The 22,141-nt window shown below is 61.3% G+C and carries 22 protein-coding genes; 17 read left to right on the top strand and 5 right to left on the bottom strand.

Annotation, left to right across the window (positions count from 1 at the left end; translation table 11 throughout):
• Window positions 1-68: 68 nt before the first annotated feature.
• Entirely contained in the window at window positions 69-554 is a 486-nt protein-coding gene (locus FOI68_RS17830; RefSeq protein WP_143863925.1) for a DUF2062 domain-containing protein, read from the bottom strand.
• A gap of 340 nt (window positions 555-894) precedes the next feature.
• Here FOI68_RS17830 and FOI68_RS17825 point away from each other — a divergent pair, with 340 nt between their 5' ends.
• The 6 genes from FOI68_RS17825 (at window position 895) to FOI68_RS17800 (ending at window position 6,854) form a co-directional block, all read left to right on the top strand.
• Window positions 895-1,521 (top strand): DedA family protein, encoded by a 627-nt coding sequence (locus FOI68_RS17825; protein WP_035295510.1) that lies wholly within the window; start codon window positions 895-897, stop codon window positions 1,519-1,521.
• Window positions 1,518-2,054 carry a YkvA family protein gene (locus tag FOI68_RS17820; protein ID WP_029099785.1) on the top strand — a complete coding sequence of 179 codons (537 nt, stop codon included), beginning with the start codon at window positions 1,518-1,520 and terminating at the stop codon, window positions 2,052-2,054. The genes FOI68_RS17825 and FOI68_RS17820 overlap by 4 nt, the downstream gene beginning before the upstream one ends.
• Window positions 2,055-2,072: 18 nt before the next feature.
• Window positions 2,073-3,017: a 3'-5' exoribonuclease YhaM family protein gene (locus tag FOI68_RS17815; protein WP_143863924.1), complete on the top strand. Its 945-nt coding sequence runs from the start codon at window positions 2,073-2,075 to the stop codon at window positions 3,015-3,017.
• 351 nt (window positions 3,018-3,368) lie between these two features.
• On the top strand, window positions 3,369-4,445 hold the full coding sequence (locus FOI68_RS17810) for a hypothetical protein (RefSeq protein ID WP_143863923.1): 1,077 nt from the start codon (window positions 3,369-3,371) through the stop codon (window positions 4,443-4,445).
• Complete coding sequence (locus tag FOI68_RS17805) at window positions 4,442-4,705, top strand: hypothetical protein (protein ID WP_044897784.1); 264 nt, start codon at window positions 4,442-4,444, stop codon at window positions 4,703-4,705. The genes FOI68_RS17810 and FOI68_RS17805 overlap by 4 nt, the downstream gene beginning before the upstream one ends.
• A gap of 43 nt (window positions 4,706-4,748) precedes the next feature.
• Window positions 4,749-6,854 (top strand): SEC-C metal-binding domain-containing protein, encoded by a 2,106-nt coding sequence (locus tag FOI68_RS17800; protein ID WP_370512143.1) that lies wholly within the window; start codon window positions 4,749-4,751, stop codon window positions 6,852-6,854.
• A gap of 84 nt (window positions 6,855-6,938) precedes the next feature.
• On the opposite strand, the gene FOI68_RS17795 is transcribed toward FOI68_RS17800, so the two are convergent.
• Window positions 6,939-8,165 carry an MFS transporter gene (locus FOI68_RS17795; RefSeq protein ID WP_143863921.1) on the bottom strand — a complete coding sequence of 409 codons (1,227 nt, stop codon included), beginning with the start codon at window positions 8,163-8,165 and terminating at the stop codon, window positions 6,939-6,941.
• Window positions 8,166-8,368: 203 nt separating this feature from the next.
• Here FOI68_RS17795 and FOI68_RS17790 point away from each other — a divergent pair, with 203 nt between their 5' ends.
• From FOI68_RS17790 to FOI68_RS17755, 9 genes are all read left to right on the top strand, one after another.
• Entirely contained in the window at window positions 8,369-9,319 is a 951-nt protein-coding gene (locus FOI68_RS17790) for a carbohydrate kinase family protein (RefSeq protein ID WP_035295495.1), read from the top strand.
• 53 nt (window positions 9,320-9,372) lie between these two features.
• Window positions 9,373-9,510, top strand: a complete 138-nt coding sequence (locus FOI68_RS23590) for a hypothetical protein (protein ID WP_162836717.1) — start codon at window positions 9,373-9,375, stop codon at window positions 9,508-9,510.
• A 229-nt stretch (window positions 9,511-9,739) separates the two neighbouring features.
• Window positions 9,740-11,167 carry an LCP family protein gene (locus FOI68_RS17785; protein WP_143863920.1) on the top strand — a complete coding sequence of 476 codons (1,428 nt, stop codon included), beginning with the start codon at window positions 9,740-9,742 and terminating at the stop codon, window positions 11,165-11,167.
• A gap of 210 nt (window positions 11,168-11,377) precedes the next feature.
• Entirely contained in the window at window positions 11,378-11,692 is a 315-nt protein-coding gene (locus FOI68_RS17780; protein ID WP_029099792.1) for a hypothetical protein, read from the top strand.
• A gap of 70 nt (window positions 11,693-11,762) precedes the next feature.
• Window positions 11,763-12,236, top strand: a complete 474-nt coding sequence (locus FOI68_RS17775) for a hypothetical protein (protein ID WP_255433668.1) — start codon at window positions 11,763-11,765, stop codon at window positions 12,234-12,236.
• Window positions 12,237-12,333: 97 nt separating this feature from the next.
• On the top strand, window positions 12,334-14,337 hold the full coding sequence (locus FOI68_RS17770; RefSeq protein ID WP_143863918.1) for an NADPH-dependent 2,4-dienoyl-CoA reductase: 2,004 nt from the start codon (window positions 12,334-12,336) through the stop codon (window positions 14,335-14,337).
• Window positions 14,338-14,477: 140 nt separating this feature from the next.
• Window positions 14,478-14,774 carry a hypothetical protein gene (locus FOI68_RS17765; RefSeq protein WP_029099795.1) on the top strand — a complete coding sequence of 99 codons (297 nt, stop codon included), beginning with the start codon at window positions 14,478-14,480 and terminating at the stop codon, window positions 14,772-14,774.
• Between the two features lie 67 nt (window positions 14,775-14,841).
• Window positions 14,842-15,687 (top strand): YtnP family quorum-quenching lactonase, encoded by an 846-nt coding sequence (locus FOI68_RS17760; protein WP_044897789.1) that lies wholly within the window; start codon window positions 14,842-14,844, stop codon window positions 15,685-15,687.
• A gap of 286 nt (window positions 15,688-15,973) precedes the next feature.
• On the top strand, window positions 15,974-17,209 hold the full coding sequence (locus tag FOI68_RS17755; RefSeq protein ID WP_044897790.1) for an MDR family MFS transporter: 1,236 nt from the start codon (window positions 15,974-15,976) through the stop codon (window positions 17,207-17,209).
• On the opposite strand, the gene FOI68_RS17750 is transcribed toward FOI68_RS17755, so the two are convergent.
• Window positions 17,201-17,989 (bottom strand): GDSL-type esterase/lipase family protein, encoded by a 789-nt coding sequence (locus tag FOI68_RS17750; RefSeq protein ID WP_143863917.1) that lies wholly within the window; start codon window positions 17,987-17,989, stop codon window positions 17,201-17,203. The genes FOI68_RS17755 and FOI68_RS17750 overlap by 9 nt on opposite strands.
• A 103-nt stretch (window positions 17,990-18,092) precedes the next feature.
• On the opposite strand from FOI68_RS17750, the gene FOI68_RS17745 reads away from it, so the two are divergent.
• Together FOI68_RS17745 and FOI68_RS17740 are read left to right on the top strand one after the other, a co-directional pair.
• Entirely contained in the window at window positions 18,093-19,067 is a 975-nt protein-coding gene (locus FOI68_RS17745) for an ABC transporter ATP-binding protein (protein ID WP_185973976.1), read from the top strand.
• Entirely contained in the window at window positions 19,033-20,028 is a 996-nt protein-coding gene (locus tag FOI68_RS17740; protein ID WP_035289901.1) for an ABC transporter permease, read from the top strand. The genes FOI68_RS17745 and FOI68_RS17740 overlap by 35 nt, the downstream gene beginning before the upstream one ends.
• Before the next feature lie 112 nt (window positions 20,029-20,140).
• Here FOI68_RS17740 and FOI68_RS17735 read toward each other — a convergent pair whose 3' ends face one another.
• Both FOI68_RS17735 and FOI68_RS17730 read right to left on the bottom strand, forming a co-directional pair.
• Window positions 20,141-21,577, bottom strand: coding sequence for a hypothetical protein (locus tag FOI68_RS17735; protein ID WP_143863916.1), 1,437 nt, complete (start codon window positions 21,575-21,577; stop codon window positions 20,141-20,143).
• On the bottom strand, window positions 21,558-22,127 hold the full coding sequence (locus FOI68_RS17730) for an RNA polymerase sigma factor (protein WP_029099802.1): 570 nt from the start codon (window positions 22,125-22,127) through the stop codon (window positions 21,558-21,560). The genes FOI68_RS17735 and FOI68_RS17730 overlap by 20 nt, the downstream gene beginning before the upstream one ends.
• Window positions 22,128-22,141 lie beyond the last annotated feature (14 nt).

Below are 22,141 nucleotides of genomic sequence, written 5' to 3'. Positions count from 1 at the left end.
ACTGTCGGAACCGGTCTTGTTTTTTTCGGATCCATCCCGCTTTGGGGGGACGCGCCCCGCTCTCCGGCTTACGGTGTCTGCCGTTTGGCAAGTGAGCGGCGGGCCCGCTTTCGCCGGTACCACTGCAGGGCGGAGTAGACGAGGAAATAGCTGCCGACGGCGACGACGAGACCCATGATTGCGCTGCCGGTAAAATAGGCGAGCCCTTTTTCCTTCATCCAGGCGATCCAGTTCGCCCACGGCTCGTTGTTGTGCTTCAGATGTTCATGCAGCGGTCTGCCGATGATGGAGTAGCCCAGTTTGAAATTCAGCACCATGAAGATTGGCAGGATCATTTTTCCGATCACGAAGCCGATCAATCCGGCGGGCAAACTGCAGCGAAACAGCTTTACCAGCGGAAACAGCAGGAGAAACGCCAGACCAAAGGTAGGCAGGGTGATGAACTCAACAAAAATGCCGACGGAGAATCCCCGGGCGACAAAAGAGGGCGCCCCTTTCATCCGGATCAGCTTGTAGTACTCGTATTTCAACTTGCGGTAGATTTTTTTCCACATGCTGGCTTGTCCCTCATTTATCCCATTTCCATACTCCCACTCATTATATCGAAAAGAGAGTGGGAAAGCCACGGCGCGAACCCTTAAAATTCGTCATTTTTTGACAACGGGCCAAAAAAAAGGCGTCAAACCCTTGTTGTGGCGCGGGCGGGCGCTCTGTCTGATGCACATCGAAAAAATCTTTCCAGCAAAACAGCGCGCGTGCCGGGCGCGGCCAACCACTGTCCGAGAAGCTGCTCCCGCCCTCCTTGGAAATGAATCACAGCCATTTGTCCCCCGCCTTTTCTTTTGGCATAATGAATGGAAAGAGGGGACAAGCTCGAAATGTGGTGAAAACATCTTGAATGAAATCGTAACAGTTTTTGGCGGATACATCTCGCAATACGGGTACGGCGCCTTGTTTGGCCTGTTTTTTCTGGGAATTCTCGGAATGCCCCTGCCGGAGGAAACGCTCCTGGTCTTTTCCGGGTTTCTCGTCTCCACCGGCCAGTTGAAGTACGTCCCCACGTTTCTCGTCTGTTTTCTGGGGTCCATAACGGCGATGACCACGGCGTACTGGATCGGCAGGACGCTGGGATTCGCCTTTGTCGAGCGGTACGGGAAGCGACTCGGCCTGGGCTACGCGCTTTACCGCAAGACGGAAGACTGGTTTAACCGCGTAGGCAAGTGGGCGCTGCCGCTCGGCTACTTCATTCCCGGCGTCCGCCAGTTTACCGCCTATTTTGCCGGCATCACCCGGCTTCCGTTTCCGACGTTCATGCTGTATACCTACACGGGGGGCTTGTTCTGGAGCGCCCTGTTCGTCACTGTCGGCTGGCAGTTGGGAGAGCGCTGGGAGGAACTGTTCGCGCTGATCGCGCGCAACCTGGCAGTCTTCTTCCTGACCCTGCTTGCCGTCATCGCCTTCTGGTCCTACTGGCGCAAGCGCAAGGCGGCCGCAAAAACGAAACGGGAGGAATTGCCATGAACGAAGAGCAGCGCCATCAAGACGAACGGCTGCGAGACGAGCGGATGCCCGCCGTCCGGCGGCCATCCGAGCCGGTGCCGGTGAAACTGCCGGAGCAGCACCAGCGCTTTTACGACAAGCTGCGGGCGAAGATCGAGGCCTTCATTCGTGAAAAGGGAGGCAGCGAAAAGGCAGCCGCGTACATCCTGCTGGCACCCGATTTGTTCGTGCTGCTGGCACGGCTGTTGCTGGACAAGCGCGTCGGCGTTCAGGCGAAAGCGGTGGCCGGGATTGCCGTGGCCTATTTCATCACGCCGATCGACTTCATTCCGGAAGCCTTGACGGGCACCTTCGGACTGCTCGATGACGTCGTGCTGGCGGTGTACGCGCTGCGGCGCATCCTCGTCGACGTGGACGAGGCGATCGTGCGCGAACACTGGAACGGGGAAGAGGATCTGCTGCAAGTGATTACCAAGGTGGTCAAATCGGCTGACGAGCTGGTCGGCAAAAAACTGGTGCGCAAGATCGAAGAAACCCTGTTTCGCAAAAAATAGACGAGGAAGGGCAAACAGATGAGATATCTGCTTGATTATCAAGAGGGAGAACGGGTTGTCACGTTTTGTCTGGTAAAGAGCAAAGAGGTGGGCGTCGCCAGCAACCAGAGCGAATACCTCAACCTGGAGCTGGGGGACCGCTCCGGCACGATTGCCGCCAAACTGTGGGATGTCACCCCGGAACTGAAGGAAGCCATCCAGGTGAAATCCGTCATCAAAATCGACGCAACGGTGCAGGTCTACCGGGGGAAAAAGCAGTTGGTCATCCAGCGGGTGCGGCTCGCGTCCCCGTCCGACGAAGTGCTGATGGAGTCGCTGGTGCCGGTCTCGCCGATCCCCGCCGACGAGCTTTGGGAGAAGCTGCAGCAGGCGGTTCGCGGGATCAAAAGCGAGACGCTGCGCGCGATCGTGACGGAGGCGCTCGCCGACGAAGAGATCGGCGGCCGCCTGCGCTGCTATCCGGCCGGTGTACGCATGCACCACAACTACTACCACGGCTTGCTGGAGCACATCGTCTCGCTCCTGGCCGCGGCCGAGCGGCTGCTGCCGCTCTACCCCCAGGTGGACCGGGACGTGCTGTACGCCACGTGCATTCTGCACGACATCGGCAAGCTGTACGAGCTGTCTGACCCGATCGCGCCCGACTACACCACCCCCGGGCAGTTGATCGGCCATTTGGTGATGGGAGCGGAGATCGTCAGCGGCATCTGCCGCAAGCGGGGAATTCCCCTCGGAGATCCCGAAGTGCTGCACCTGAAGCACTGCATCCTGAGCCATCACGGCGATGTGGAAAACGGGTGGGGCAGCGCCGTCTCCGGCAAGACGCCCACAGCCGTACTGTTCCACTATCTCGACCAGATCGACAGCAAGATGAACGCCCTGGGCCAGGCGCTGGCCGAGATGGGGGACGAGGAGTGGGCCTACGCCGGCGCCTTGAGGCGAAAGGTGTGGCGGGGCTATTAAAATCGACGAGTCAGGCAAAAGCGACTGCCGCTTGCGCAAGCCGGAGGTGCGGAGCGTGCAGTCTGTGCTTCCTTGCTGGGCGTAAACTGGGCCCCGCCGAACGCGAGCGTTAGCTTGTGTTCGGTGGGGAAAGCACGGAGCGGATGCCGGAAACGTGCTTCTCCCCTCAGCAGTTACTTTGTCTACACACTGACGAGCGGATCGGATCCGCTCGTTTTTTTCATTTTTGAAACAGACCGAATAGACAATCACTTTTGGCCGCAGTAGGATTTTTCCCGCAGGTGTCGAATACCCATCTTGATTCCCATTTGCTTGGCAGACCATTGCCAATAGCGTAGAAGGAGTAAGTTTATGAAACGGCCAACCTATACCCTGTCGAGTATCATCAAAAAGGTGTTTCGGTCTGGCGAACGCTCCCTTCCCCGCGAGGAGATCTGTTCCCGTCTGGAAGCGAGCGGGCTGATAACCGGCTTCGGCATGGACGGCAGCGCCCTGCTCGCCAAGGTGCTGCGGATGGATCAGTCACCGGTGCGGGTTGGGCGTTCCGAGGCGATCATCGAATTGACCTACCAGCCCCATCAACTGTTTGATCTGGCGTACCGTTTTGTGCGTGATACCCATACGCCCAAAACGTTGGAACAAATAGCGGCGGAGCTTCGCCGCCAGACCCAGTTCGGCTGGAATCAGATCATGCGCATGCTGCAGTTGGAGCGGGATCCCCGCTTCGTCCAGTACCAGGGCGATGCCCGCTGGTTTCTGGCGGAGTGGACGCTGGCCAACGACCAGGTGTACGCGTTCTGCCGCGCCAACGGCATCACCCAGGTGGCGGCCCGTTCCGTTCACCATTTTCTGGAGCAGGAAGCGGGCGTGGCGGTCGACGCGATGTTTTTGCCGGCGCTGGACGACCGGTTTCGTCTGGACGGCGAGACCTTGTACATAATCGCCCGCGACGGCGACGAAGAGGAAAAGCATGCCGGTCTGGAAGCGGCCGCAGCCGTGGAGACAGCGGAAGAAGCGGAGCCGGAGGCAGATCCGGCAGAAGCAGGCCAAACAGCCGCCGGTACGATAGACGCGGGGCTGTCCGGCGCTTCCCGGCCGCAGTCCACGGACGTGCAGCAGGGACGCGAGGAGCAGCGCGAACGAAGCGAAACACACCACCATCACGAAGTACACGAGCAACTTCACTTTGAGGAGGAACTGTCCATGAATACCGTACAAAACCAATCGGTTCTTGAAGAAGTGCAGCAACTGCTTCGCCAGGCGCTGGGACGCCTGGAGGCGCGCAGTGCGGAGATGGCCCAGGAAGTGGTGGCCCATTTTCAGCAAAGCAACATGCAGGCGATAGAAGTGCTGATGAAAGAGAAACATAAAAACGAGCAGATCGCACTTGGCATTCAGCAAGTGCTGGCGGCTACCGAACAGCAATGAGCGATCTGGAGGCCATGATCCGGTTTGAGCAGAGGTTTTCCTTGCTGCGCAAGATCATCGCGCGTTATCGGATTCGCCTACAGGAAATGGAACGGGAAGTGGTGGAACTGTTCGCCGCGAATCAGCTTTCCGCCATCGCCGACTGCATGAGCGAAAAGCAGCGCATCGTCGCGCTGATAAACCGGCTGGAGCAGTTTATCGCCCAGTGGGAGTCGTCCGCAGAGGCGGGCATCGCTCATGACCGAAACGAGAACACTTGAACACCTGATAAGAAATGCGGTATATATAGGGGGATTGCGCTAGATTCCCCGCGCATGCCGCGGCGGGAATGAAAGGAGATCCAAACCCCTTATGTCTGTAGGAAGAAATGATCTTTGCCCCTGTGGAAGCGGGAAAAAATACAAAAAATGCTGTGGGATCGTGACGCCAATCACGGAGCTGCGCAGCCGACACGAACAAAAGCTGCAGAAGGAGTACGCAGCTTGGGTGGAACGGCTGAACCACTTCGTCGCCGGCCAGGTCAGCAGCGAAACGGTTCAAAAGGCACGGGAGCGCTTTGCCGCGGACGTCGGGCTGTCGGATGAGAGCGTCATGCAGCCGGAGTGGGCGGCCCACTTTTTCAACTGGTTCGTCCTTGACGTCAAGACCAACGGCGAAACCGTGCTGGAAAGCTACCTGAAGCAGCACGGCCGCCGGATGGACCCGGATCTGCGCCGCTCCTTCACCCGCCTGCACCTGAACGCCTACGAGATCGTGCAGGTGGAACGGGACGTGCTGACGGTCCGCCATCCGCTCAGCGGCGAGACGCGCTATGTGCTGAGAACCAGCCCCCTGAACATGCAGCCTGGCCAGATCATTGTGGGCCGTTTGCTCAATCTGGGGCTCCGTGATCTTTTGTTCTCGGGCAGCATCATCCTGCAGCCGCATGTAAAGCCCGCGTTGGTGGAGTGGTTGGGCGAACATCCGGAAGTGGCGGAAGCGGCGGCCGACTCCGGAAAGCGCACCTACACCACCTCGCTGTACCGATTCATCGTCGCCTTTGGCGAGTCGGAGGGCGGCAGCCGCAGCGCCGGCCTGACTCGGCGCATCTACGCGATTCCGGACATGGACCGGCTTCGTCAGGCGATCGATTCGCAGCGGGCGTTTGAGTTGAAAAAGCGGGAAGGCAGCCGGGAAATCTGGGTGTACGCCCCGCGCAAGGAAGAGCATCTCTTTCCGGCGCTCAAAGATGCGCTCTTGGAGCTGTACGAGGTGCAGGCCGAAGTGATCCTGCAGGACAAAACGGCATGGGTGGAAGGCTATCCGGCGCAGCTTGACGAAGTGGCGTCGCTGTTGCAGCTTCCCGGCGAAGCCGCCGAGGAAGAGATTCGCGTGCTGACGTCCACCGGTTCCAAGCTGGCGAAAGGCACGTTGTTTGTCACCAGCGAGCCGATGCTGCCGTCCAACGTTCTGCAGTGGGCGATGCGTGCCTATTTTACGGAAAAGTGGCTCGTGACCCCGCATGAAGCCTTGGACGGTCTGGCTCCCACGCTGGCAGCCGCCTCCGCAAGCGAGCCGCTGCAACACAAGCTCCGGGAACTGATCGATCACCTGGAGCGGGACGGCCAGTCCGGCCAGGGTCTGGCCCGGCTCATCCACCTGGATACGCTCAAGCCGCGGCTGGCGCTGCCGAACGACACCCTGCACGTGGCCAACCTGCTCAGCCGTCCCCTGATTGAAGGACTGCCGGAGAGCGTCTATACGGTGCAGCCGGAGCGGCTGGCCGACATCAACCGCTTTGTGGTGGAAATGACCGAGGGCAAGTCGGAAGCGACGGTCAAGAAGTACGACGAAGCGATGAGCAACTTCCGCACCTTTGTCCGCAGCGCGTTTGGCCCGTCCTTTTCCTGGGAGCAGCTTCGGCAGGAAGACGTGGCGTACTTCCTCGTCCACGACATCTTTACCCGCGTGGACGCGGCGACCAAGACGCTGGCCGGCAACCTCTTGTCGGTGCTGATGGCCTTTTTCAAGTGGCTGGACAAGCAGTACGGCACGGCGATTGCCGCCGCCATGCAGCCGCTGTTCGGCGAGTTGAAAGAGGCGCTGCCGGAGGCGTACCGCCTGCGCGGCCTCCTGGAAAAAGAGGCGCACCAGCATCTGTTTGGCGCTGACGGGCCCAAGCAGGTGGCGGAGGAACACCTCGTGCTGATCGGCCGGGAAACAGACGGTTGGCTGGCGAAACGGCCGGGCGGCGAAACGATCCGGCTGTCGCTTGCCGCAGAGGCGGCCGACGCGCTGGCGCCCCATTGGACGATCGCCGGGCTGATCGGCCAAACCAAGGACGGCACCTGGTGTCTGTACGGGACACCCGAGCTGTATCCGCCGGCTGTATCCCAACTGCTGGGCGTCACCACCAGCGTTCCCGTGTAACCCGCATCACAGCAGAAAAAATCCCCCGAGGGCTGAACACCCCGGGGGATTTCGCTTTTGCGGCGCCGCTTTCGTGTCCCGCGCTCACTGTTCACCGCGCGCCCAGGCACGCAGGGTCTGATCCTTGGGCAGAAGCAGGCCGAGGGCGCCGATCAGCGGCATGAGCGAGCAGAGCGTGATGACGGACGTAATGCCGTACAGGTCGGCCAGGTACCCGAGCACCAGCGCGCCCATGCCGCCCATGCCAAAGGCCAGGCCGATGATCAGGCCGGAGACGGTGCCGATGCGTCCCGGCAGCAGTTCCTGGGCGTAGACGACGGTGACGGAAAAGCTGGACAGCATGACCAGACCGCTGAGGAACAAGGCAGGATAAATCCAGAAACCGGACACGTACGGTGTCAGGAGCGTCAGCGGCAGAGCGCCGAGCGTGGAGACGATCAGCAGGTTGCGTTTGCCGAACCGGTCGGCAATCGGGCCGCCCAAAAAGGTGCCGATCGCGCCCGCGAGCAGGAAGCCGAACACGCAGAACTGCGCGCTGTCATAGCTCATGTGCCGGGTGTCCATCAGGTAAAACTGGTAGAAGCTCTGGTAGCCCGCATTCATCCAGGAACGGATGCTGACGATCAGGACCAAGAGGCCCAGGGCGACCAGGCGCTTGTTGCGGTGGGTGTAGGCGATGGCCGCGGCGACCGCTTTTTTGGCGCGCTGCTGTCCCTGGTACCAGAGAGCGACGTACACCAGCACCGCACTGGCGGCAGCCGCCGGGACCAGAAACCACATCGCGCCCGGCTGGCCCAACTGTTTGAAGATCAAAATGGTCATCAGCGGCGCGAGCGCCTGGCCGGCATTGCCCCCCACCTGAAAAATGGACTGTCCCAATCCCCGGCGGGAGCCGGAGGCGTGGTGGGCGACCCGCGAGGCTTCCGGATGAAAGACGGCCGAACCGATGCCGACGCAGGCGACGGCGAGCAGCACGACGTAGTAATTGCTGGCCAGGGCCAGCGCCAGCATGCCGAGCCCGGAGATCAGGAGGGCGACCGGCGGCATGTACGGCCGCGACTTGCGGTCAGAAATGTACCCGACGACCGGCTGGAGAACGGAGGCCGTCAGGTTCATTACCAGCAGGATCATGCCCACCTGGGTATACGTCAGGGCCAGGTTGGCTTCGAGAACAGGCAGCAGGGCGGGAATGACCGCCTGCAGGCTGTCGTTCAGCAGGTGGACGAGGCTGATCGCAAACAACATGCGGTACACCGTGGGAGCGGCATGTACCGCCACAGAAGCGTTAACACTGCCGGTATGGGCACTCATAGGGTCATCTCCGTGATCGTTTTTGCTCTTAAATGTAGCACTGTTTGCGGCGGCCGTCACTACTGAACACCGATCATATGCCGACTCGGCATACACGTGCACGCGGACGCCCATTCCATCTCCGGTAGGGAAAAACAGGATGGTGTCGAATGAGTAAGGGAACTCATTCAGACAGGGAATGGCGACGAGGGAGGGCTGCTGAAATGCTGGGAAGCATGAAGGAATACTGGGTGTGCGCAGGGGGAGCCAACGTGGACGTGCAGGGGATCACATCCGCCGGACTGCTGCCGGGAACGAGCAATCCGGGCACCGTACGCCAGACGGCGGGCGGAGTGGCGCGCAACGTGGCTGACCACCTGGCGCGGCTGGGAGAAGAAGTGCTGCTGTTCGCGCTGGTCGGCGAAGATGCGGAAGGGGAATGGCTGCGCCAGACGACGGCGCAGAGCGGCGTGGCGACCAACGGGATGGTCCGCGTTCCCGGCGGCAGGACGGGGCGCTATCTGGCCATCCGCGCCGCCGACGGCGAACTGCTCGCGGCCATCTCCGACATGGCGGTGAACGAGGCGTGGACGGAGCAGATGGTGGAGGACGGCGTGAAGCGGCTGCAGCACGCATCCGGCCTGTTTCTGGACGCCAACCTGCCGCAGCCGGTCATCCGCCGTTTTGTGGAGGAAGGGAAGCGCCTGGGCAAACCTGTCGCGGCCGATCCCGTCTCCGTGAAAAAAGCGGAGCGGTGGCGGGGGCTTTTGAACGGCGTCAAGCTGATCGTCATTGGCACGGACGAGCTGGAAGTGCTGACGGGGAAGCCCGCGGCCTCGGCCGATGGCGCGGAAGCGGCAGCCCGCCTGCTGCTCAACGAGGGAGTCGAGCAGGTGATGGTGCTGTGCGGCGAAAACGGCCTGTATCTGTGCCGGCAGACGGAGTCGCTCTGGCTGCCGCAGCCCGATTGCTCACTGCGCGAAACCGCCAAGGATGCGTTTGCGGCGGGCGTGCTCGCTGCCCTGGGAAAAACCGAATCGCTCGCCGAGCAGGCGGCTTTTGGCGTGGCCGTGGCGGAACGGGCGGCCGCCTCGCTGCCGCTCGATCACGAAGCGCTGCGGCAGCGGACGGCAGCCTACGCGGCACAAGCGCGGGATGCCGTCGGCCGGGAATGAGACGCGGCGGTGTGACGTACACTATCCGGTAGCTTCAGTGAGGAGGAGTGTACATGGAAAAGAAGTCCAACGATCTGAACGGCAAGCAGGAAAGCCGCGTGCGGCACGGCGGAGACGCGCACCGCTCGACGCAGAAGCCGCCCGAAGGCCCCGTCCAGGGGTTCAGCCAGGCGCCGCAGGGGCGTCAATAAATCCATCCAATTGTTCAAAAGGAACCGCTCCCCCATCGACAGCCGATCGGGGGAGTTTCACGTTATGGTAACATTTTTCTACAAAAACGGACAGAGATGTGGTATAATACCGAAGTCAGAGTATTACTATTAGGAAGAAATATGCGGTGCTTCTTGTCGAAAAGCACTTTTCTTGTTTTTTTCAATCTTTTCACAACTTTTGCCCAAGCAAACAAGGAGTTCGATACATATGCCTGAAACTGTCGCAAGAACGCGCGCTTCCGCGCAGAAGAAAAAGCCGGCGCGCCGACGCAGACTGCGCAGGCGGCTGTTTTTGTTCAGCTTGTTCATGCTGCTGATGATCGGCGGCGCGGCCGGCGCGGTTTACTGGAAGATCGATCAGACGCTGGATACCGTGACACAACCGCAGGACGACTTTGCGCCGCTGGCTTCAAACACGGACCCTACCTACCATTCCGACAAGCCGCTGTCGTTTATCATTCTCGGCCGGGATACGCGCCCGGAGACAGGGACGATGAATACGGACGTGATGATCGTCGCCGTCGCCAACCCGGAGACGAAAAAAGTGACCATGGTGTCGCTCCCGCGGGATACGCGGGTAAAGATTCCGGGGTACCGGGACTACCATAAAATCAACGCGGTCTACGCCAACGGGGAGGCGGAGCGCCGGCAGGCGGAGCGGAACAACCAAACGCCGACGGAAGACGGCATTTCGCTGACGAAAAAGACGCTGACGGAACTGCTGGGCATTCCGATCCAGCACTACGTCGCAGTCGACTTTGAAGGCTTCAAGGCGGTCATCGACGAGCTGGGCGGCATTGAGGTCAACGTCGACCGCAAGCTGGTGTACGACGATCCGACGGACGGCACTCACATCAACCTGGAGCCCGGCCTGCAGCTCTTGAACGGCGAGCAGGCGCTGGGCTACGTCCGCCATCGGCACGACAACCGCGGCACCAAATACTTTTCCACCGACTTTGACCGCAACCGGCGCCAGCAGGAGGTCATCCGCGCTGTCGTGGACAAGACCACTTCGCTGGACGGCTTGACGAAAATCTTCAAAATCATGGACGTAGGCGCGAAGCACATCCATACCGATCTGTCCAAAGAGCAGATCAAGGGGCTCGCCTACGATTTCAAGGGGTTCAACTCCTCTTCCCTGGTCACGCTGGATAACGGGGCGTACTGGAAAGGCGGGTACACCTACCTGCCCAGGGAAAACCTGAACGCCATCCGAACCGCCCTGCAGACGGAAATGGGCCTGTCGGGAAGTGTCGTCGCCCAGTTGAACGACTCCCCCGTACTGGAAAGCGCCGAGGAGACGGTGACCGTCAGCAGCAAACCGCGCAAAAAGAGCACAACCGCGACGGTGGAGACGGCTGCGCCGGCGACCCCGCCAGCCAAGCCGAAGCCGAGCGCGGAAACGCCATCCAAGCCGGCACCGGTCGAAACCGAGCCGCAGCCGGAAACAGGTGCAACGCCGCCGCCGGACATTATTCCGCCGGCGACGGGACAGGAAGGCACGCCGTCGTCCAATCCCGTGCCTGCGCCGGCGACGGGAACCACTCCGCCGCCGGACATCGCGCCGCCGGGAAGCGGCCAGCAGCAGGAAGCGACAACTGTCGATCCGTCCGGCAAGCCGATCAGCAGTTCGTAGTCACCACAATACCACGTCAATACCAAGCAGAAAAACACCCGGGAGACCGGGTGTTTTTTGCTGGCGGAAGACGATGCCATTTTCGGCACACAAAAAGTTTTTTTGCAAAATAAACGCACAAGGTGGTTTAAAAACACCAAAACCATGGTAGAATAATAATATACTGATAAGACAGATCATTCAGACAATATGCTGACGGGAGGGATTTGGATGACGATTTTTTTAGTCAACCTGTTTCTGGTGATCGCGTTCGTATACCTGATCAGCCGCCAACAAAACGAAGAAATCATTTACGATGAAGATTTTTTTCTCCAGAACCCCTCAGCCTTGGAAGAGTATCAACAAATGCCGATCGACTTTCAGCAGGCGTTTTTCCGGAAGCATAAAGAGTGGATCAAGGAAAAGTACATGCGCGGTGAGAGCTACGTCCTCGCCTTTTGTCCCAATAAAGAAGTCCGGCGCGCCTGGCTGACGGAGTTCGTGAACCAAAAAAACGTCAAGAATACCCCGACCCCTTCCTCGTGAAGGGGTTTTCCGCTGCCCGGGCGGGCGTGATATACTGCAGAGGAAAGAGCCACAGCAAGACAGGAGGAGCATGTTTGTGTTGCAGCGCATGATGGAAGCATTGGATCAAGCACTCTCGGGCCACGGGGTGATCCGTGACGTGATCCTGCGGACGGAGCATTCCCTGCTGGAGGACGAGGAGACGCGGGAGATCACGGTGTACGTGACAGCTACGGCGGAGGAGGCCGAACAGCCGCTCGCGACCGTGCATCTGTTTCCGCTGCCCGACGGTGCCGCCTGCGAAGTGGAGGCGGAGATCGCCTATCCCGGAGCGGGTGAGGCAGAGGCGGCCGCTCTTCTGTGGGAGCGGGCGCGGGCGATCGTGCCGGAGGTCTCCCTGACGGAAAAGCGGCGCTGTCTCAAGCCGGGCGTTCCCGCCGAGCGCGGCGTGACGCTCGATTTTCACTTCGTGGTGGAAGGGCCGGAAACGAATGAAGCAAACGTACGGTGTCGGCAGGCCCTGGATCGCTTCGCGGCCGACCTGGGCAGATTGCTCCGGCTGTAAACAGGCCGGAGCGAGCAGGAAAACCGGCCGTGCCCGCCGAAATGATGGGAAACCAAAATGAATGAGCATTCATTCGATTTGTCAGGAGGGGGCACGAATGGAAACAAAACGCGTCTGGGAACCGATTCGCATCGGGGGGATCACCCTGCCCAACCGCATCATGATGGGCTCCATGCACGTTGGGCTGGAAAAGCTGGAGGGCGGCGTGCGGCGGTTGGCTGCGTTTTACGCGGCGCGGGCCCGTGGGGAGGCAGGCCTGATCGTCACCGGAGGGGCCGCCGTCCGGCCGGAAGGCGGTATGGGCGAGCAGTATTGCAGCGTCTGTCGGGATGAGCACATCGGGCCGTTGAGGGTGATCACCGAAGCCGTGCATCAGGCGGGAGGCAAAATCGCCCTGCAGCTCTTTCACGCCGGGCGTTACGCTTATCGGGAAGCCACCGGCCTGGAGCCGGTCGCGCCATCACCGCTGCAGGCGCCGATCAATCGGACGAGGCCGCGTGCGCTGACCGGCGAAGAAATCGACATGACGGTGCAGGCGTTTGCCGACGGCGCGGTGCGGGCGCGGAAAGCCGGTTTTGACGCGGTGGAAATCATGGGCTCCGAAGGATACTTGATCAATCAATTTCTTTCACCGGTCACCAACGTGCGCGACGATGAGTGGGGCGGCGACTTTGAACGGCGGGCCCGCTTCGGCGTGGAGGTGATGAGACGCGTCCGGGAGGCGGTCGGCCCCGATTATCCGGTGATCTTTCGCATGTCCGGGCTGGACTTGATCCCCGACAGCACGACGATGGACGAGACGCTGCGGTTTGCCCGCATGCTGCAGGAGGCGGGGGCCGACGCCCTCAACATCGGGATCGGGTGGCACGAATCGCGGGTGCCGACGATCGGGATGATGGTGCCGCGCGGCGCGTATGTGTGGGTGGCCCGCCTCGTGAAGGAAGCGGTGACGATTCCCGTCATTGCCAGCAACCGCATCAACGACGTGCGCCACGCCGAAGCGATTCTGCGGGACGGCTGCTGCGACATGGTTTCCATGGCCCGCCCCCTTTTGGCCGACCCGGATATCATCCGCAAGAGCCGGGAAGGGCGCTTTGACGAAGTCAACACCTGCATCGCCTGCAACCAGGCATGCCTCGATCACGTGTTCGAGGGAAAAACGGCGTCCTGTCTGGTCAATCCGGCGGCCGGCCGGGAAGAGGAATGGAGGCTGTCCCCCGCCCCCGTCGCGAAAAGGGTGGCCGTCGTGGGAGCGGGACCGGCCGGACTGGAAGCGGCCCGCGTGCTGGCAGAGCGCGGTCACCAGGTGGTCCTGATGGAAAAACGGCCGCAGATCGGCGGCCAGCTCAATTACGCGCGGCAGGTGCCGGGCAAATCGGAATTTAACGAAACGCTCCGCTATTACCGGACGCAGCTCGGCCTGCTCGGAGTGGAGATCCGGCTGGGCGTGGAAGCACAGGCGGAAGCGCTGCTCGCCGAAGGATTTGACGAGGTGGTGGTGGCCACGGGCGTCATCCCGCGGCGGCCGGAGATTCCCGGCATTGATCTGCCGCACGTGGTCAGCTACGCTCACGTGTTTGAAAAGCAGGCGGATGTCGGGCGGCGCGTGGTGATCATCGGGGCGGGGGGCATCGCCTGCGACCTTTCCCACCTGCTGGTCCAGGACGACAGCGTCTCGCCGCAGACCGCCCGCTACCTGCTGGAGTACGGCATTCTCAGCGCCGAGGAGGTGCATCGCCTGCAGCAGAGCGGCAGACAGGTGCGGATGCTCCGCCGCGGTCGGCACGTGGGCACCGGATTGGGCAGGACGACGCGCTGGGCGGTGCTGGCCAATCTCAAGCGGCACGGCGTCGAGATGCTGACCCAGGTGGAGTACAAGGAGATTACGCTGGAGGGCGTGCGCATCGTCCACGCCGGCGAAGAGCGGCTCCTTCCCGCGGACACGGTGGTGATCGCGGCGGGCAGCACCCCGGACAACCGCTTGTACGAAGCGCTGAAAGGACGGCTGCCGGTGCACCTCATCGGGGGCGCCAAGGAGGCGGGAGAGCTTGACGCCAAGCGGGCAATTTACGAGGGAGCGCTCATCGGCAGATTGATTTGAGGGACGCGCCCTGCTTTCGCATGGAAGGGGCCTGTTGTCGGGTTATGGGATCTTTTGTCGAAAGACTTTCATTTGGACATGAATTTTTGCAAAATGAAAGTACGCTGTTCAAATTCAGTTGAATGGGGGCACTCGCCTTGATGAATCACAATGGCATACTGCTGGGAAAACGGCACTTTCTCTACTCATCCGAGCGGGTGGTGGAAGTGGAGGGCTGGACGTTCACGATTGCCCCGGGGTTTAAGGTGATTGCCGGCGGAAGCGCCAACCCGCTGCAAACGTTGATCAGCATATACCGCGGAAGCGAGAAGGTCGCGCAGCTTGTGCTCAGCCATAAACGCCACGACTCGGATTTGGCGGTCCAGGCGGTGTCCAGTGACGTTCTGTTGGAAATGTCTCCGGCCACACGCACGGTCAGCGTAGCAGAAAAACAGTAGGGCACCCTGTACGGGGTGCTCTTTCACGCTTCCCGCATTTGCGCAAAAACACGAGGAGGCTGGTACCATGCAATTGACGAACATGCAGGCAGGCGCATTTTCCCTGACGTGGCTGCGGGGAGGGCTGACGCAGCTTGACGGAGGCGCGATGTTTGGCGTGGTTCCCAAACCGCTCTGGAGCAAGCGCTATCCGCACAACGATCTCAACCAGATACCGCTGCGGGCGGATCCGATTCTGGTGGAAGGCGGCGGCAAAATCATCCTGATCGAGTCAGGCCTGGGCAACGACCGGCTGACGGACAAGCAGAAGCGCAACTTTGGCCTGCTGGAGGAGTCGCAGGTGACGGAATCGCTGGCGGCCAAGGGATTGACGCCGGCAGACATCGACATCGTACTGATGACCCACATGCATTACGATCATGCCAACGGGCTTGTTTCCTGGCAGGACGGCCGGCTGGCCTCGACGTTTCCGCGGGCGGTCATCTACGTCCAGGAACAGGAATGGGCGGAGATGCGCGAGCCCAACATCCGCTCCCGCAACACCTATTGGGAGGACAACTGGAAGCCCATTCAGGATCAGGTGCAGACGTACGGCGACACGCTGGAGGTGCTGCCCGGCATTTCGCTGCACCACACCGGCGGACACAGCCAGGGACATGCGATCGTCCGCATCGAAAGCGGCGGTCAACTGGTGCTGCATCTGGCCGACCTCCTGCCGACGCACGCACACCAGAACTCCCTGTGGGTGATGGCCTACGACGACTACCCGATGACCTCCATTTTCGCCAAGGAAACATGGATCAAGGAAGGGATCCGGCAAGGCGCCTGGTTCACGTTTTACCACGACGTCAAGTACCGGGCGGTGAAATGGAACGAGCAGGCGGACATAACAGATTGCATTGAAGTGGAATAAGATCGGCCGTCGCCGGCGCTACACGCCTCCTTTCGGTACAGCGTAAGCATGTTCCCGAGCGGGGGGCTTTTTTGTGCCGGTTTGACAGCGTCTCCTCCCGTTCGGCCCTCCGTTTTTCTGTCCGGTCTTATCGATTTTTCGATATTCGCTCTAGAAAATTTTCATAATCCAAAAAGTTTGAACAGCGATTGACGAACACATGACCGCTCACTACAATTAGAAAAAACTTGCGATGACTGTTCTGTTTCGATTGTCGGGCAGAACAGTTGGAGGAGAGAGAGAAACAATGGATAGGGTCAAGGGGTTGTTGCGCGAATTTCACCCAATCGTCTGGTCGCTTGTGGTCGGCACGGTGTTTGTCCGCGCGGCCAGTTCGATGAGCATGCCGTTCTTGTTTTTGTATCTGTCCAATCACACCGGCATGGATCTGGGGACCATCGGCCTGACGATCGGCGCGGGGGCGCTGGCCGGGACGGTGGGGGGCTTCATCGGCGGGACGCTGTCCGACATGTTCGGCCGACGCCGCGTCATGCTCGGGGCGCTGTACGTCTGGACCCTGGTGTTTGTAGGGTTCGCATTCGGCAAAAGTCCGCTGTTCTTCTTGCTGTTAAACGTCGTCGGCGGGCTCTGTCGTTCCTTTTACGAGCCGGTGTCGCAGGCGCTGATGGCGGACGTGACGCCGCCGGAGAAGCGGTACCGCGTCTTCGGCCTGCGCTATACCGCGATCAACGTGGGCGTGGCCGTGGGGCCGATCGTCGGGGCGATGCTGGCGATGACCTCGGCCGCTCTGCCGTTTCTGATGACCGCCGTCATCTACCTGGTGTACGTCATCAGCTTGCAGGTGATGCTGAACGTGTTTGGCATCAAGCAGATCGAGGGACAGAAAAAAGAGCCGGTCAGCTTTCAGCGCGCACTGGAAGTGGTGGTGCGCGACAAAGCGTTCCGACTCTACATGGTGGCGGGGACGCTGGGGGCGATCGGCTACTCGCAAATGTCGACGACGCTGGCCAAGTTTACGGAGATGGCCGTTCCCGACGGGGCGAAGCTGTTTGCCATCCTGATGAGCGTCAACGCCATCGTTGTGGTGCTGATGCAGATGCCGCTGACCCGCTGGGCGGAAAACAAGACGCCCCTCACCAGCATCGTGGTGGGGAACGCCATGTACGCGCTCGGGGACCTGGGCTACGCCTTCGCCCACTCGTGGGTGATGTTTATCGTGGCGATGGTCGTCTTTACCATCGGGGAGATTCTCACCTTCACCGCGTCCGACGTCCTGATCGACCGGATGGCGCCGGAAAACATGCGCGGCACGTATTACGGGGCGAAAAGCTTCAGCAACCTCGGCCAGTTCATCGGACCGTGGATGGGCGGCATCCTGCTGGCTTCGTACGGCGGTCCCGTGCTGTTCGGAGTGGTCGCCGTCCTCTCCATGACGAGCAGCTTGTTTCAATGGGCCGGGCAGCGCGCCTACCAGCAGCGCACCGGCAAGTCGATCAACATCGCCCGGAACGCGTCACTGTAGCGCCTGCATGATCCGCTCGGCGATGCGGGCGTAGCCGGCCTCGTTGGGGTGGAAGTGGTCCGTGTAGAGATAGGTTTTTTCCTTGTGGACGAACAGGTCGTAGGTGGGGACGACGATGACGCGCGGATAGCGGGCCGCGATGGCGGCAGCGTCGCTGTTCCAGTCCAGCACGGGCTTGACGGTGTCGGCGGCCGCATCGGTGTCCCCGAACGGATTGTACAAGGTGGCGTAGACGATCGGCGCGCTGTCGTTCAGCTCCCGGATGTGCCGGAGAATCTGCTCGTAGTTGGCCGCAAGCCCTTTGACGGCAGCGGCCAATTTGTCGTTGTCGACGCGGTAGACGCCCCCGGACTGCTTGAACAAATCGTTTCCGCCGATGGTAAACAGGATGAGATCGGCCTGCGTCAGCAGCTTCTGCACCTGGGGCTGGGACAACTGCCCGACGAGGCCGGACGATTCCTGGCCGTTGATGGCCAGATTGGTCAGCGTGACCGGGTGGCCAGTCTGTTTTTCCAGCGCCTGACGGACGTGCCCCACGTAACCGAGCCCGTTGGCGTCGCCGGTTCCGCGCGTCAGCGAATCCCCCAGCGCCACCACGTGACGGATGCCTTCCCCCGGCGCCGGCGGGGCCGGATTGGCATGCTCGGCCGGTTCCGCGACCGGGCCGGATGCGAGCTGGCGGGGATCCAGCGCGAACACAAACCCTGCGGCAAACAGCAGAAAGGAGAGAACGGAGAGCAGGCCGACCGTACGCCACATGAGTTGACCGGATGTGCGCATCGGGTACCTCCCATTCGTTGTTCGATGGTCATGCATGGTATAATGTGACATGTACTGTCAGTGTATCACAAACGCCGTTTTCGCGTCAGCGAACGGAGTCAGGATGGGAGGGCGAGCAGTGGCCGAAACGGTCCTTTCCGTAAAAGGATTGCGCAAAACGATCGGCGGCAGGCCGATCATTCACGATATGACGTTTGACGTTTACGCCGGAGAGGTCTTCGGCTTTCTCGGGCCCAACGGCGCGGGCAAGACGACGACGATCCGCATGCTGGTCGGGCTGGCCTCCGCCGACGGGGGAGAGATTGACATCGGCGGCATTTCCCTGCGCCGCTCGTTTCCGCAGGCGATCGCCCAGGTGGGCTGCATCGTGGAAAACCCGGAGCTGTACAAATTCATGACCGGCCGGGAAAACCTGGAGCATTTTGCCCGCATGAGCGGGGGCATTCCCCCTGAGCGGATCGAGGAAATCGTCCGCTTTGTCGATCTGGAGCGGGCCATCGACGACAAGGTGAAAACCTATTCGCTCGGCATGCGGCAGCGGCTGGGCATCGCGCAGGCCCTCCTGCACCGGCCGAAGCTGCTCATCCTCGACGAGCCGACCAACGGCCTGGACCCGGCGGGCATCCGCGAACTGCGCCAGTTCATCCGCAGGCTGGCGGAAGAAGAGGGGCTGGCCGTGTTCGTCTCCAGCCACCTGCTCAGCGAGATCGAGATGATGTGCGACCGCGTCGCCATCATCAACAAGGGACGGGTGATCTCCGTCGGACCGGTGCAGGACCTGATGGAACAGTTTGCTGACCGGGTGGCGTGGACCTTTCCGCCGGAGGCCGAGCGGAGGGGACGCGACGTGCTGAGCGGCCTGCCCTTTGTGGAACGGGTGTGGCCGGACGGAGAGGGGCGGCTGTACTGCCGCATGGATACGGAGCGGATCGGCGAGGCAAACGCAGCGCTGGTGCGGGCCGGCGTCCCCGTCCTCGGCATCGCCGCCAAGACGGTGACCCTGGAAGATCTGTTCCTGGCGCTGACGGGGGGAGGTGGAGAAGATGGGGCCGAGCATGCTCGCACTGGTACAAAATGAGACGATCAAGCTGCTCCGCCGCCGCCGCTTTCTCGTCGTGCTGCTGATCCTGGCCGTCCTCATCCCGATCTTTACCTACGCGCAGTACCGCTCCGTGGTGACGGCCCAGGAGCGGATGGGCACGACCGACTGGCGGACGCTATTGCAGCAGCAGATCGTGGACACGCAAAACCGGCTCGCCTCCAGCAGACTGCCGGAGGAGTGGCGGGAGTTTTTAAAAATTCGCGTCCAGCAGCAGCAGTACTATCTGGACCATGACATCAATCCGATGGCGCCGGGGGCGCCCACGTTTGCGCGGGGCTTCATGGATCAGGCCGTGTCGCTGTTCCTGCCGATGATCATCGTCGTGCTGGCGGTCGATCTCGTCTCCGCCGAATACAGCGAGGGGACGATCAAGCTGCTGCTGACACGGCCCGTGCGGCGCTGGAAGGTGCTGACCAGCAAGTACATCACCCTGCTGCTGTTTACCTCGCTCACGGTGCTGATGACCTTGCTGTTGGCCTACCTGATATCCGGTGTGGTGTTTGGCTATGCGGGCTGGGACCTGCCGGTGCTGACCGGCTTCGACGTGACCGGCGGCGAACTGGTCACGTCCGCGGTGTTCATGCTGCCGCAGTGGAAATACCTGCTCATGCAGTACGGACTGGGCTGGTTTGTGTGCATCGTGGTCGGCACGATCACGTTCATGGTCTCCGTGCTGGTGCGCAGCGCGGCAGCCGGCATGGGCATCATGATGGCGGCCCTGATCAGCGGAACGATTCTGACCCAGATGGCGTCGACCTGGGAGTCGTCCAAATACCTCTTCGTCGTCAATTTGCAGTTGACGGACTACCTGGCCGGCACGCTGCCGCCGATCAAGGGCATGACGCTGCCCTTCTCGCTCGCCGTGCTGAGCGTCTGGGCGGTGGCGGCGCTGATTGTCGCCTACGCCGTGTTTATCCGCAGGGATGTCGCGTCGTGACCTTCTCCTGACCGAAGTGGGCGGGAAAACGAACAGGGACACTGCTTTTGGCAAAATGCCTAAAGCAGTGTCCCTTTTTTCCGCGCCCGGCTGTTTGTGTCGGCAGGAAGCATCAGCGCCACGTCAACTGCTTGGACACTTCGACCAGTTGGTCGAGACGGATGCCCCGGGCGGTCAGCACGACGTAGAGCGAGCGGTTTCCCGTCTGGGCGTTGAAGTGGACGGCGTGCTGGGCGGCCGCTTCGCCAGACGAGGCCTGCAGGTCAAACGAGACGGCGATGGCCTGTTCGCCGTTGACCGTGAACAACTGGGTAGCCGTAAAGGTGCCGGGGATGGACAAGCTGCGCTTCCCCTTTGCGTTGGGCACCACGTCCACCTTGATCCACTCCTTGCTGTGCCGGTATTGGGCGGAGAGGCGGACCACCTTTTGGCTGGTCGGCGATTCGTACTGTACGGTGACCGCCTGCAGGGCCATGCCGTCAGGCGGTTGGTTCAGCACGGGCACAGGCAGGTCGGATGACCGGACGGCTGTCTCCAGATCAGTGAAGGTGGAGAGCGTAATTTCCTGTTTGGCCAGAGCGGTCGCGGGCGGACCGGCTACGGGCGGCACGCTTTCGGTTGACGGATCGGCCGCGAGCGCAGCGCTGAACGTTTGGACGCCCGATTCGTTCTCCGCTGCGCGAAAAGCGGTCACCCCGCCTGTCGGATTGCTCGCATCCGTCTGTCCGGACGGCGTGTTCTCTTGCTGGGCCTGGTCGGCCGCCGCTTTTCCGTTGGCGTTGCGGGCGGCGATGATCGTCCGCTTGTGCGGGGACGGCACCGATTCGTTGACCGTTTCTGCAGCCGGCTGCTGCGGCGTCTGGGGGGCTTGGGCCTTCTCGGCGGCCGCCTCTCCCGGCCCGGCCTGCGGTTCCTGCGCCTGGCTTGCATCTGCTCCGGGCTGTTCGGTTCCGTTTCCGTTGAGCGCCAGCGCGCCCGGCTGATCCATGGACGCGTCCGGAGACGTCTGCCCGTCGGGTTGTTTCGCGGCGGGGGCTGACTGACCGGACCCGGCGGCCGGGCTGGACACGGACGTGTCAGGCGAAAGCCGGATGGACGGAGCGTCGGCAGGTTGACCGGCTTTCTGCTCGTCTTTGGCCGTGCTGCCGCTCTGCATGGCGCTTTCCGTGGCGGCGCCTTGCCCGGCCTGATGGAACTGCTGGTAGCCGGCCACCCCGACAGCGAGAAGGATGGCGGCTGCGCCGACCCACGTCAGTGAAGGGAGGAGGAACGTCCAGCGGCGGAATTCCGCCTGTTTGGGTGACGTCGTGACGGATGCCGACGCGGCGTGAGGAGGGACGCCTTGTCCGGCGGTTTGATAGATCGCCTGCATGATTTTCTCTTCCAGATCGGCCGTCGGTTGAGGAACCTCTTTCAAGAACTGCACCTCCTCGCCGCTAGTCAATTGGGCTTCCATCCAGGCGATGCACTCCTCGCACGTCTCGATATGGGAAAGCGTTTCGATGTCCGTCTCGTCTGTCCATGCTTTTCTAAATTCCTGGCAGTTCATGCACGAGCCCCCCTTCCTTGCGAGTAAGCAGTTTGGCCAGTTCCTGGCGAGCGCGCAGATAGCGGACACGGGCCGTTGACTCGGCGATGCCGAGCAGCGACGCGATTTTTTCAAACGGATATTCGTGCGTGCAGCGCAGCACGATGACTTCCCGATACGATTCGGACAGCATCGAAAAGGCTTTCTCAATCTCCCGGCGGCGCTCCTTGTTCATGAGGGAGTCCTGCGGCGATTCGTCGCTCGCCTGGGAGGGGACGTACGCCAGTTGTTCGTCGGATTCGTGAAACTTGCGCCGGCGCAGGAAGTCGATGGTCTTGTTTCGCGCCAGCGTATACAGCCAGGAGGAAAACTGGCTGTCCCCGCGAAAGCTGGAGAGTTTTTCATACGCTTTGACGAAGACTTCCTGGGTCAAATCTTCCGCATCGGAGCGGTTGTTTACCATCTTGTAGATAAACACGTAGATCATGTGCTGATACCGCTGGATCAGCTCGCGGTACGCTTCGATGTCGCCTTGGAGAATCCGCTGAATGATTTCGGCGTCGGATTGCATTGAATCTCCGGCCT

Source organism: Brevibacillus sp. LEMMJ03, assembly GCF_007197875.1.
Classification (GTDB): Bacteria; Bacillota; Bacilli; order Brevibacillales; family Brevibacillaceae; genus Brevibacillus; species Brevibacillus thermoruber.
The sequence above is the reverse complement of the archived record's forward strand: the minus strand, read 5'-3'. Positions and strand labels throughout refer to the sequence as shown.

Coding starts and splice junctions, on each gene's coding strand:
- FOI68_RS17830 (WP_143863925.1), bottom strand. CDS start 554: ATGTGGAAAAAAATCTACCGCAAGTTGAAATACGAGTACTACAAGCTG.
- FOI68_RS17820 (WP_029099785.1), top strand. CDS start 1,518: ATGAACGAAGAGCAGCGCCATCAAGACGAACGGCTGCGAGACGAGCGG.
- FOI68_RS17815 (WP_143863924.1), top strand. CDS start 2,073: ATGAGATATCTGCTTGATTATCAAGAGGGAGAACGGGTTGTCACGTTT.
- FOI68_RS17810 (WP_143863923.1), top strand. CDS start 3,369: ATGAAACGGCCAACCTATACCCTGTCGAGTATCATCAAAAAGGTGTTT.
- FOI68_RS17805 (WP_044897784.1), top strand. CDS start 4,442: ATGAGCGATCTGGAGGCCATGATCCGGTTTGAGCAGAGGTTTTCCTTG.
- FOI68_RS17795 (WP_143863921.1), bottom strand. CDS start 8,165: ATGAGTGCCCATACCGGCAGTGTTAACGCTTCTGTGGCGGTACATGCC.
- FOI68_RS17790 (WP_035295495.1), top strand. CDS start 8,369: ATGCTGGGAAGCATGAAGGAATACTGGGTGTGCGCAGGGGGAGCCAAC.
- FOI68_RS23590 (WP_162836717.1), top strand. CDS start 9,373: ATGGAAAAGAAGTCCAACGATCTGAACGGCAAGCAGGAAAGCCGCGTG.
- FOI68_RS17785 (WP_143863920.1), top strand. CDS start 9,740: ATGCCTGAAACTGTCGCAAGAACGCGCGCTTCCGCGCAGAAGAAAAAG.
- FOI68_RS17780 (WP_029099792.1), top strand. CDS start 11,378: ATGACGATTTTTTTAGTCAACCTGTTTCTGGTGATCGCGTTCGTATAC.
- FOI68_RS17775 (WP_255433668.1), top strand. CDS start 11,763: ATGTTTGTGTTGCAGCGCATGATGGAAGCATTGGATCAAGCACTCTCG.
- FOI68_RS17770 (WP_143863918.1), top strand. CDS start 12,334: ATGGAAACAAAACGCGTCTGGGAACCGATTCGCATCGGGGGGATCACC.
- FOI68_RS17765 (WP_029099795.1), top strand. CDS start 14,478: ATGAATCACAATGGCATACTGCTGGGAAAACGGCACTTTCTCTACTCA.
- FOI68_RS17760 (WP_044897789.1), top strand. CDS start 14,842: ATGCAATTGACGAACATGCAGGCAGGCGCATTTTCCCTGACGTGGCTG.
- FOI68_RS17755 (WP_044897790.1), top strand. CDS start 15,974: ATGGATAGGGTCAAGGGGTTGTTGCGCGAATTTCACCCAATCGTCTGG.
- FOI68_RS17750 (WP_143863917.1), bottom strand. CDS start 17,989: ATGCGCACATCCGGTCAACTCATGTGGCGTACGGTCGGCCTGCTCTCC.
- FOI68_RS17745 (WP_185973976.1), top strand. CDS start 18,093: ATGGGAGGGCGAGCAGTGGCCGAAACGGTCCTTTCCGTAAAAGGATTG.
- FOI68_RS17740 (WP_035289901.1), top strand. CDS start 19,033: ATGGGGCCGAGCATGCTCGCACTGGTACAAAATGAGACGATCAAGCTG.
- FOI68_RS17735 (WP_143863916.1), bottom strand. CDS start 21,577: ATGAACTGCCAGGAATTTAGAAAAGCATGGACAGACGAGACGGACATC.
- FOI68_RS17730 (WP_029099802.1), bottom strand. CDS start 22,127: ATGCAATCCGACGCCGAAATCATTCAGCGGATTCTCCAAGGCGACATC.